Annotated in this window: 8 protein-coding genes; 5 read left to right on the top strand and 3 right to left on the bottom strand. The window is 46.8% G+C overall.

What is annotated here, in order from left to right:
- The 3 genes from A3766_RS11845 to A3766_RS11855 all read right to left on the bottom strand — a co-directional run.
- Positions 1 to 781: ATP-binding protein (locus A3766_RS11845; RefSeq protein WP_156508883.1), on the bottom strand; the 781-nt coding region annotated here is incomplete at its 3' end.
- The gene (locus tag A3766_RS11850; RefSeq protein ID WP_068642253.1) at positions 774 to 1,724 is read right to left on the bottom strand and encodes a DUF4194 domain-containing protein; all 951 of its coding nucleotides are present in this window, start codon (positions 1,722 to 1,724) and stop codon (positions 774 to 776) included. The genes A3766_RS11845 and A3766_RS11850, both read right to left, overlap by 8 nt.
- Positions 1,725 to 1,749: 25 nt before the next feature.
- Positions 1,750 to 3,210: a DUF3375 domain-containing protein gene (locus A3766_RS11855; protein WP_068642255.1), complete on the bottom strand. Its 1,461-nt coding sequence runs from the start codon at positions 3,208 to 3,210 to the stop codon at positions 1,750 to 1,752.
- A 293-nt stretch (positions 3,211 to 3,503) separates the two neighbouring features.
- Between A3766_RS11855 and A3766_RS11860 the strand changes: the two genes are divergently transcribed.
- From A3766_RS11860 to A3766_RS11880, 5 genes are all read left to right on the top strand, one after another.
- Positions 3,504 to 4,400: a YafY family protein gene (locus tag A3766_RS11860; RefSeq protein ID WP_068642256.1), complete on the top strand. Its 897-nt coding sequence runs from the start codon at positions 3,504 to 3,506 to the stop codon at positions 4,398 to 4,400.
- A 17-nt stretch (positions 4,401 to 4,417) separates the two neighbouring features.
- On the top strand, positions 4,418 to 7,651 hold the full coding sequence (locus A3766_RS11865) for an ATP-binding protein (RefSeq protein ID WP_068642258.1): 3,234 nt from the start codon (positions 4,418 to 4,420) through the stop codon (positions 7,649 to 7,651).
- Complete coding sequence (locus A3766_RS11870; protein WP_068642260.1) at positions 7,644 to 8,231, top strand: hypothetical protein; 588 nt, start codon at positions 7,644 to 7,646, stop codon at positions 8,229 to 8,231. Before A3766_RS11865 ends, A3766_RS11870 begins: the two co-directional genes overlap by 8 nt.
- 9 nt (positions 8,232 to 8,240) lie before the next feature.
- A complete protein-coding gene (locus tag A3766_RS11875) occupies positions 8,241 to 11,471 on the top strand; it encodes a DUF1156 domain-containing protein (RefSeq protein WP_068642262.1) in 3,231 nt (1,076 codons plus the stop codon).
- A gap of 28 nt (positions 11,472 to 11,499) precedes the next feature.
- A partial coding sequence (locus tag A3766_RS11880) for a hypothetical protein (protein WP_197479552.1) occupies positions 11,500 to 11,896 on the top strand: 397 nt, incomplete at its 3' end.

The following is an 11,896-nucleotide window of genomic DNA, read 5'->3' on the forward strand; positions in this document are numbered from 1 at the left end:
GCTGCTCATGGATGGCGACGAGATCAGAGAACTCTTCGACAACCTTTTTTGCATCCTCTTTTACACCACTGGGTTCTAAGACTAATTCACGAATAAGTTTTGTAAGATCATCTATCTTCTTTAGGCCCAGCGCACGCGATAACAAAGCAGGCGCATTTTTGTTGTCCATGTATAGATGCTTGCGATAAAGCTCCTGGTAATCAGTAAAGTTGCTATCACAATCGGTAATGGCAGGATCGTCACGCAGCCATTGTTTCAGCTGCCTGGCATTTCCTTCACCAAAAGCGTCCAACAACTCTTTTAGTTGCATATTCCTTTTTGCAACAAGATAAACCCGCTTAACATCGCTAAGTGTATTAGTTGAGCTCGCTGTCCAAAAAAGTGCCGCCAGTGTAATACTTGAACCATCTTCACATTGGTAAAGCGCTCGAAGTCCAGTCACAACCCCTTTCTCACGCTTACTTTTGACTCGCGTGGAAGATCCATCATGAGCAGACCCAAAGCTGCCACGCATATAGGATAAAAGTGATCTATCAGAGCGATCGCCCTGAGCCGCAGCAACGTTAAAAGTCGCTTTTCCTGCAGGTAAAAGTAGAGCCATTAGCCCATCAATAAAGGTCGACTTTCCAGCACCGTTATCACCTGTCACCAAAGTGCCATCGGAATCGATAGAAGCAGTATGTAAGCCATGAAAAGAGCCCCAGTTGAAAACCGACAGCTCCGCTAGTCTTATTTGACCTTGAGCAAATAAGTCAGCTCGTGTTGTTGCAATATCATTCATTGACTTCACCAACCTCTTCCCCATTGTTATTAATAGGGCTTGCTTCAACCGAAGCATCCTCTGTTTGCTGCGCCAATAGTGTATACTCTGCCAACATAGATTCTAAAAAGCTGGCACTGACCACATAGCGAATAATCGGAGTTATTTCATATCGATCGTCGGCGCCGCGAATCGTTGACAACACTTTCCTTTTAACCATCTCCTTCACTCGAGCTAACAGCTTTTTGCGATCTTTAGATGCATGATCAGTAATAGGGAGGAAAGGGGTGAGATAGGATTCAAGACGTTCAATGTCTATCGTGATTTTTTGCTCTCCGGCCGACTCTCTGTCTTGATAATGCTTTCTCAGAACCAGCAATATCAGAGTGTCGTAAAGCGATAGTGTTCTCTTTGGTATTAATGTTGTCGATTCATCTAATTCAGGATCATCTTGATTTTCACTATTTCCTTCAGAACCGGGCTCGACATTAATGTCACTGATATCATTCTGATAATCGGCACTAGCGACAAACGCCACCCCCATTTTTTGATCAAGAACCAACCGCAAATATACTTCCGACAAGTGCTTTCGTATTGCAGATTCATGTCGACAAAGTAACTCAAAGAGTTTGGACTTTTGCGAAGCCATTACCGAACCCTGCCGCATTAAGTGCACCAGAACCCGCCTTGCATCGTGAGGCATTGTTTCAGAGTGAACAGCTGAGTCGCTTTGCATTACGGAAGTAGCTAAGGCTTCATCTTCAGACGACAGAGATGTAGATTCACCTAGCCCCATAGCGTTTTCGGAAACCTGACTACCCTGAGTCTCTTCGTTGACCATTCTATTCTCAGAAAACTCTTCTTCAGAATCTGGCTTAGCAGCGCTCTCATTGTCGCTCTCTTTATCGCCCTTATTGTCGAGAACGAGAGAAAAGAAACTGTTCGGAGGAGAATTATTGGTCATAGTTTTTCCTTAAAGTTACGCCCTTTTATAACGCCAGTTCATCAATGTCTTCGGGGAATAAATCGAGGGACAACAGGTAAGTAGGTATTGATGCCTTCAAAATAACCCCTTGCTTATCCATCAATGCCACATCTTCTTTTTGCTCCAAGGCTGTTGCACCCACTGCTTTGGCCACTCGCAGATAGGCAACCAGTTCTTCCAAACCAGACTTTAATGGATTCTTAGCAGCCAGCCCGGCTATCGACATCGGGCCATGCTCTTTGAGCGAGTCGAATGTAAGATGTGCAATCTCCCTAACCTGAACTGCATCCAAGCAATCGAGAACATGAGAGCTTGGTTCACGGCTGTTTGCTTTTTCTTCCACGCCTGATGTGTCTAACTTATCGTCAGGATTTCTTAGGCGCATAGATTCAGGTGACTTAATTTCAATGGGGCCGACAGGTAAGCTAAGAGCGGTTTCGGTTTTTAAGTCCACACCCTCATCACGCAGAACAACGGCCTGCCTTTCGAGTTTTGATAGCAAGCGATCTACAGCTTGGTTTTCTGCCGCAGCGCCACTTTCGATATAAGAACGAAGACCTTCTTCTGTGCGGCGTCTGATACGAAAAACTCGATCACTTTCGCGGCTTAACTCTCGCATCAGTTGATTCAAGAATTGTTGCTGACTACCAGATAGCTGCTTAGCAACAGGTCTATTCAAAATGCTACGAAGTTGCTCGCGAAACTCCATTGATCTGTTTTGGTCGCAGAGCAATTGAAAGAACCCCTCAAATGCGCTTCCGGCCTCAGTAGTAGAAAGCAATGCTTCTTTCTCCATAACGGATAAAAGAATATCGCCTCGAGATGCATCTCCCTCGATTATCTGCACCCTCAGCTCTTTGTCTAACACCCTGATTTCGTCTTCTACTCGACGAAAATCACCTGTTAATACTGAAGCAAGTTGATAAATTTCTCGGATACGCTCTCTCTGCTCTACCTCGCTAAGCTCAGGCACAACTCCGGCTTGGAGTGCATCTATTTCGCGCTGAATCTCAGCTTTTTTACTTTCCAGCAAGGTGACTCGCTCATCTACATTGGGGCTTATAGCAACAGCTAAGTCACGAACCGCTTCCTGAACAATGCGCAAATGCGAAGCTGTAGTGCCAGAATTTCTTTCATCCAAACCCTTACAGAACCTAAGCGCAATCTCACTTGCGTCGGTTTTGGTTAAAGAATCATCCATTTCTCGCAACCAACCGGTTCGAATCCACTGGTTAAGATAAGTCGCTGCAGACGTTTCCGTGGGCCAGATACCCAATTCACGGCTGCGCTCTATTTCTGCATCCAGCATTATTCGAGCGCGACCATATGGAATTTCACTTTCCTCAGAAAATAGATCAGCAATAAAAGCCAATATATAAGGCGCATTGTCAGCTCTTAATAGTTTCCATGCGGCATGCTCGGCAAATAAGCGCCGATACTTTGCTTGCAAACCCTGAAAGCTCAATGCACCTTCCTCATAATTCTCCCCTTAAACACCTCATTCATAGGAAATGGTTATAATCAATAGCAAAACCTTATCATCATCTTTTTGATTATGTCAACAACCATTATTGACACGCATAAGCTATCAGTATTATGATCCATGATAAATTTGAGCAGCACTTTATACGTCAAGTGATATTAACCATGTAAATGGCGGTTTTTGACGTAAATGCAACCAAATGGTGACCAGCCCTATCCCTTCCTAAAAGTAGGGTAAAGCGCAGACCATCAGCGGATAAATAGGTAGCAATTGTTTTGAACAGCGGTCCTCAACCTAAGTTAGAAGACATCAGCCAAGCGCAGCAAGAAAGGCTATTCCATATAGATTTCAAGCTACGCTTTTTGGGCGCAGTCAACAGAAATGACCTGGTCAGCCGGTTTGGCATTAAAGCCGCCGCCGCGACTCGGGATATTTCTCTATACAAAGAACTGGCACCTAAAAACCTTATCTACGACACAAAAGCTAAGACCTATATAGAAGCCGATCAATTCAAGCCCCTGTTTGACTATCAAGGGAGCCAAGCATTATCTGCATTGTGCTACGGCCTAGGCGATGACCATGTATCAGGCAGCATGTCTTTGGTCACCGCAGAGTCGCCAACTCAGCTTAACTTTCCAAACTTGGATGTATTGGCAGAGATCACCAAAGCCATTCACCAGAAAAAGGCACTCAAGATAGATTACCGATCCCTCTCCAGCGGTTTAAGCCAACGAGAAATCGTGCCCTTTGCGCTAGTAGATAACGGCCTTCGCTGGCATGTAAGAGCCTTTGATCGCAAGAGAGAAAGGTTCACCGACTTCGTTCTAAACAGAATCGGTAAGCCTAAGCTCTTAAACTCCCCAATCGAAGCTAGCGAAACCAAAGAAGCAGATATTCAGTGGAATCGCATTGTAGAAATGCACATCGTGCCGCACCCACGCTTAGAGCACCCAGACACTATAGAAATTGAATATGGAATGGAGACCGGCATGTTAAGAGTTCAGATTAGAGCTGCAGTTGCCGGATATGTATTGAGGCACTGGAACGTCGACTGCTCGACAGCACACACACTATCTGGCCCAGAATTTCAGCTATGGCTTAAAAACACTCAAACCCTCTACGGAGTTGAGAACTTAGCCATTGCCCCCGGTTATCAAGAATTACAAGACTAAATTTGATGGAGACAAATATGCAGTCAATCATTAACACATGTGAACCACGTCAGGACATCATCCAAGGTTCTTTCAATCCTGAAATCTTTACTGCCTCCATCAGCCAGGTTGCCTCCGCATACTCAGGCAAAGGCAGCGCGATTGATTCAATCTATACAGATGCTGAAGCGTTCTTCAGAGAAGCAACTTTCCCGACCGAAGGCTTACGCCGCGTCGTTCGTGATGTAATGGGTCGCCTTAATGGTGATAACAGCAAGCCAGCTATTCACCGATTAGAAACAGCATTCGGTGGCGGTAAAACTCACACCTTGATCGCGCTAACTCACCTCAGCCATCGCGGAAGTGACATCGCCTCGGCCGCTGCAGATGTAGTTGAAGCTGAAGTTCTGCAGCCTGCTGGCAGCATTGATGTTGTTGCCGTTGCTTGTGATGAAATGCCGGTAATCGCACCCAGCGGTGAAAAAGTATTAGCCTATACCCTCTGGGGAGAAATGGCACTTAAGCTTGGCGGCGAAAGCTTCTACAACGACAACATTAAAGAAGTGACCTCAGCGGCATTCCCAGGCCAATACTTTTTAGAGCGCATGTTCGAAGGCCGCAAGGTGCTGATCATGCTCGACGAGCTCGCACAATACGCAACGCGTTATGAAGCTGCTCACGTAGGCGGTGGTGAACAAATTAGTGCATTTTTAATGGCACTTCTAGGCTACGCACGTACTCACAGCGGTGTCAGTGTTGTGCTTACGCTTGCCAGCCAAAGTGATGCATTCCAAGGTCAAACCGGCATGCTGCAAGGTGTTCTATCTTCAACACTAGGCCGCGATGTAGATGAAGAAGAAGCTGCCGCACTGGCGCAACGAGCAAGCCAAAGCATCATGAGTGTTGTAAAACGTGATGCAACAACCACCGTACCAGTGCGACCCACGGAAATTTCTCGGGTATTGGCGCGCCGCTTGTTCACCAAGATTAATGACGCAGATGCTTCTACAACCGCCACAGCCTACATGGAAATGTACAAGCGCAGTGGCTCGCAATTACCAGACACAGCTACCCGCGACGATTACAGCAAATCGATTGTTGCGAACTACCCCTTCCACCCAAGCTTTATCGCCTATCTGACTAATAAGCTTGCCTCTGCTGAAAGCTTCCAAGGCACGCGAGGGGTCTTACGCGTGTTGGCCATGGCCATTCGCACTATCTGGCAAAAGCGCATGGAAATTCCTTTGGTGCATACCAGCCATCTAAACATGGCAAATCCAGACCTTGCAGATGAACTTATCGGTCGTACCGGTGCGAATGACCTATTAACAGTTCTCAATGCCGATGTGGGTGGCGCAGACTCAAGTAATCTGGAGATGGGCGTATCGGTTGCACAAAACCTTGATCGCAACAACCCTCACCCGCAAGGTTTACCGCTTTACGAGTGGACTTGGAAAACCGTATTCCTGCACAGCCTTATCGGCCGTGGCGAAGGTCTATCTTCTAATGTCTTCGGCATTACATTCGCCGATGCATTACTTGAAGTAGCGATGCCTAATATCCCGCCATCGCAAGTTGAAGCGGCATTAAAAGCCATTTCAAACGAAGCCTATTACCTACGCACAAAAGACGGTCGTTTCTACGCACATACTGATCCTACCGAAGCACGTATCGTTTCTACGATTAAACAAGGCCTACAGCCCGATGATGTTGAAGAGCAGCTCACAGTCGTGGCACGAAAAGTGGTCAGTCACAACAGCCCAACCTTCCAAGTGGCGCAAGATGTCTCCGCACCCGAGCACGTGCCAGACAAAACGGGCCGCCCTGTATTAGCCATTGTTCGCCTGGATGCGAATAAAGTCGATCCAACGGATATGACCACAACAGCAGGTAACGGTCAGCCTCGCTTAGAGCAAAACAACGTATTCATGCTGGTTCCAGAAACCGTTCAAGTCGCTGGCGATACCTGGAGCGAAGATCGAGTCAAAAAATCCCAGTACCGCAAAGACCGTTTAAATGATGTCGCACGCACCGTTATCGCCATGCGTCGCCTACAGAGCAAACCAGAAGATTACGGCATGTCAGCGGCCAAGCTGCAAGACAGTGGTTTCACCGCCAAGCTTAAAGAACGAGAAATGGCGCTGCAAACCTCGGTTGCACAGGCTTACGACACCATTTTATTCCCTGGCGCTTCGGGTCAGGTTACCCAGAAAAGCATCAAACAAGCTGGCGGCGAAGGCGGCTTATCGGTGGATGAAGAGATTCGTCGAGTCCTAACAGAAGAAGGTGAATTGATTACCGCTGAAGCAGCCGCAACACAATCCATGCTGCTACAACTCGGCCAACTCATCTTTGGCAGCATTAGCCAAACCCCATCGTTGGAGCAAATCAGCAACCAGTTTAATCAAAACCGTCGCTGGCCAATTTTGGATAATCAACGTGTACTGGAACAAATCATTCGCAGCGGTGTAGAGAAAGGCCAATGGTGCCTGTATCGCATGGAATCAAGCGAATCCACCAAACCTGAGCACTTCCACAGCCGTGAAACCGGTGGAATTCCACTAGACGTTAACTTGTCCGAAAAAGGCTGGAAGTTGGTATCTGAGCAAGGCGCCAAACAGCGTAGCTGGAATCCGGAAGCCGAACCTGCGGTAGAGCAAGTGACTCAATGGGTTGAACAAGTGATGACTGAAGAGCCTTGCACCAAGGTCAAAGAAGTCATCGCAAAGGTTCAAGAAAAGCATGGCAGCGTGCAAAACAGCACCGTCTTGCAAGCGGTAGATAACGTCGTCCAAACCGGTCGCGTGTATACCTATGAAGTACGTGAGCCAAGCGATGAAGACAACCCGAACCTAATCTATGGCTCTTCTGCCATGTTCCATCAAACGCAGGAAGACGACATGCTCGTTACGCCTGCAACGGCAGCAGAGAAAGGCTGGGTACAACCGGAAGATACCCGCTACACAAAACAAGGCCATGGACTTGCTATAGCGCTGCATAAACAGCTCAATAAGATCAGCTCCCTATACAGCCGAGGAGCAACAACCGAGCCCGATACTTTGCGCCTGGCTTATTTACATCTACCAGGCGGTGGCAAGTTAAATCTTGACCTAATCAACGCCACCAGCAAAGACATGAAGGCATTAAGCGAATTGTTTGAGGTACTCGCCGATTTAACAAGTGTAGGCGACGACAGTCAGGCAATGATAGACATTCAAAATGCACCAGAAGACTGTGCATTTTTAGATTTGGTAAAACAAGCTGATGACTAAAAAGAAACTGACGTTACAAGAGCTCTTCGACAAGACCTTAAAAAATCGCTGGCGCACAGCACCTTTTGTCTTGCGATTTACTGAGCTCGCTGATCACACCGGTACGGTTTTGGTGATCAAAGAACGTGTTGAAAAAGAAACCTCCGAGAGCGGTAAAAAGCTCGGAAGTCTGCGTGATCGCGGCACCCTATATGGTGAAAATTTAAAAATACTTTCGCCGCGCCTCAAGCCTATTTTGGAGCAAGTGGTTGATGATGGTGGCGTGCCCTTAGACCTGCAACGCTTTATAAGCCAAGAAGGTTTCAAGCTGCGAGATAACCTACCTTTAGATGACGAAGCCGGGGCAAAAATTGCCTTGATTGTGAAGTTGCAGTCTCGCCTTCACAACCCAGACCGTCTTGAACTGCTCGCCCGACGAGTACAACGATTTAGCCGCGAAGAGGCTGCCTATTGGCTAGGCCGCACTACTCACTACGGTGCCGATGCCAACCGCTGGGCAGTCTCTGGGCTGCGTACCATGCTATGTGGAACAACAAATAATGATGTTGGCATTACTCGCCAGCTGAACAAATTAAGGTAATTGAACATTATGACCGATAGACGACTGATTGAGGCAGGCTTTCCTTGCCACCAGGTAGGTGCCGAAACCGCTAGGGAGCGCGGGGCGAGCAATATGCTGCCACCAATATACTACTTACATGTTTGGTGGGCTCGTCGTCCTCTAACCCCAAGTAGAGCGGCTATCGCAGGCTCTCTTTTGCCTGACGGAACAGATATTGACCAATTTATTCAAGATCTCGGCATTGAGAAGAGAGTAATTCAACTTGGCGACCAGTATTGGACACTGACAGGAAAGCTTCTCGAAAAGCTACAGGATCAAGCTGGCGCAGAAACTCTCGAAGTAGATGCAGCTGTCATACGTCTTTACGAGAAAGAAGTCGCGAGAAGGCAAAATAACCTGGCCACTATTAGCACCCTAGAGTCGTTTGATACTGAATTAGCCAACAGTGAGATTGTCAAAAGGTGGAAACACGAGTCTGGGGCTTTGCCACAAATTCATGCTGGTGAAACTTATACAGTAAAAAGAATTCCGGCAGACGCAGCACATATATCTGCTCGTTTAGAATTTGCTAAATCCGACCTTGTTAAGCAAGCACTAGGCAAAGCTCTGAAATGGGAAGACCCTGATTTATATGGCTACTCAAGGGCATACCAAAACGACCATCTGCCAACACCAAGCGACTTCACTGTACTCGACCCCACCTCGGGAGGTGGTTCCATTCCGTTCGAAGCATTACGCCTTGGCCACAAAGTCATAGCCAATGAACTAAACCCAGTAGCTACAACTATTTTAAAAGCTACCCTGGATTTCCCTGCAAGATACGGCATGGACTTACATGCTGATATCGAGCATTGGGGTAAAAAACTGGTCGATGAGGTTGAAAACAGAATGGATGGGTTCTACCCATTCTCTCCTATCCCAGAATATGAACAAAAGCGGCTAAAGGCTCATCTCGAAAACTGCCCGGAACTCTTTGATCAATTCAACGTAAAAGAATACGACCATCAAGGTTTACTTTACTGTCGTGAAGTCACCTGCCCAAGCTGTCTTGCCAAAACTCCATTGCTTAATACCTGCTGGCTATCAAAAGAGGCATCCGATGCATGGGGTGTAAAACCAATCTCATCTGGCGAAGGTGTAAATGCCACTTACCGATTCGAAACCTATCAATGTAAAAATAGCAAAGGCCCCAATGGAGAAGATCCTGAACCAGGTACAGTAAAACGCGGCATCGGGCAATGTATTCATTGTAAGCAGGCTATTGACGCAGACGAAATTAAGTCTCAAGCGAGAGGGGAAAGCCCCCACGGCAAATGGGAAGACCAAATTTACGCAGTTGTAGCAACGCGTTTTCAACCTAAATTGGATAAAAACAAACTTCCTCAATATTTCACAACAGGGGAAAAAAAGGGTGAAATTAAAACGGAGAAAATCCGTTATTTTAGAGCACCTAATAACAGTGATATTGAATCATTCGAAAAGGCTAAATCATATTTAGAAAGTAAGTGGGACTACTTTGATGATAAGGGACTTATTCCCACTGAAAAATTCCCTAAGGGCAATGACATGCGCCCACCAAACTACGGAATGGAGCGCTGGTGTGACTTGTTTAACAGTCGACAATTATTAGGCCATTTGGTCTTAATGGATACAATTAGTACTTTAAAACCAGCAATCATAGAAGAGTATGGCCTAGATAAAGCTAAAGCTATAATCACCTACCTTCAGTTTGGTATAGATAAGATAGTCGATTACAACAGCAAGCAAACTCGCTGGATCACACAAAGAGGGGTTGTATCAGGGACCTTTGGCCGTCACGACTACTCGTTAAAATGGACGTATGGTGAAATGATTTATACCGGTCCTTATTCTGGTCCAAGGTGGGGACAAATTCAGGCGGCCAAAGCTTACAGAGAATTGAGTGAACTATTAGCTGGCGTCAACAAAGTCTACGGTGAAAATATCCCTCTGCAAATTATCAATGGCACCGCAGCCCATATCGAAGGGGTTGAAGATAAATCTGTAGATTTGGTGTGTATGGACCCTCCGTACTATGACAACGTTCAGTATGCAGAGCTATCGGATTTCTATTACGTTTGGCAAAAACGAACTTTAAAAGACCTGTACCCTGATGTTTTTTCAATCCGATTAACCAATAAAAGAGATGAGGCTGTAGCAAATCCATCAAGAGATGGTTCCGCCAAGAATGCAAAAGCCGAATATCAAAGGCTCATGCAGGAAATTTTTGAAGAAAGCCGCAGGGTTGTAAAAGATAACGGCGTGATGACGCTAATGTTCACCCACAAGGCACAAGACGCTTGGGAGACATTAACTAGATCTTTAATTGAAGCAGGCTGGGTAATAACAGCATCATTCCCAGTGGAATCTGAATTTGGTTATTCAACTCATCAACTAAATTTAGCTGCCGCTGCAAGCTCAATATTTATCACCTGCCGAAAACGCCAAGAAGAGCAAACACAAGCTGCTTTCTGGTCTGGCTTAGGCGGCACCGGTGTACAACACCAAATTCGCTCTGCTGTAGAAGCAGGCCTTGATGAATTTAGACCACTAAAACTCAACGCCGTTGACCAGATGATTGCCTGTTACGGTCGCGCCCTGCAGGTATTAAGTGAAAACTGGCCAGTAATGGATGGCGATGAAGAGGTATCACCTATTCGCGCCATGAACGAAGCCAGCCGAGTCGTCGCAGAACACCAGATAAAAGTGATTACGGATGGCAATATCTCAGTTGACGACTTGGATACTGAAACGGCCATGGCTCTCACCATGTACGGTATCTGGGGGCATAACGAGGCTTCCTTTACCGAAGTATTAAACCTGTCGCGCTCGCTCAATATTAGCCTCGAAACCCGCACCGGAGGTTACGGCATTGAAGGCCGCATTGTGGGTATCAACACCGAGATCAGCGGTCGTACTGCCGTTGCCGGTCAAGCTGCCGAGGACAAAGGCTACGCCGCACCATTAGTGAAAAAAGGCTCCAAGCTGCGTTTGGCTAAACCGCAAGAGCGCAGTGCTCGACGGGTTGCTAAACCACAATCAGATTGGGATGTACTGCATGGCTTGTTACTGAAATTCCGCGAAGGTGATGTACCAGTGGCACGCGCTTATTTGGATGAACAACGTGAAGGCAATGACAACATCATTCTCGACTTGCTTGAGGTTTGGGGAGAGGAAGCCGAAACGCCAGAAGCACGTAACGAAGCCCGAGCACTATTGTTTGGCTTAAGACAACAATAAGACAGGTTTGGAAGGAGCTAAGCGTCGAATGGGGCTGAAAGATTTTAACTGGGAATACAGTTATAAAACATCTCAGGTGAGAGCACCGGGAGAGCCTGCCGTAGATATTCTGCGGGAATTCTATGTGCCTTTGTTGCAACGTATTGTTCGCTATGACCGGGTAGCTGGTTTCTTCCGTTCATCGTCGCTTGCCCTTGCCAGTCGAGGCATGACCTCTTTTGTTAATCGCGATGGCAAAATGCGCCTGATTGCTGGCGTCGACATGACACCTAAAGATGTGCAAGCCATTATCAACGGTCAGCACGCCATTCTTGAATCGCATCTTGAGCAGGAGCTTACCGGCAAAGAGCAATGGCCAGAAGAGGCTGAGCGTGGTGTGGAGTTACTTTCTTGGATGGTTGCCCATGGCCACTTGGAAATAAAAG

The organism is Oleiphilus sp. HI0132, assembly GCF_001635845.1.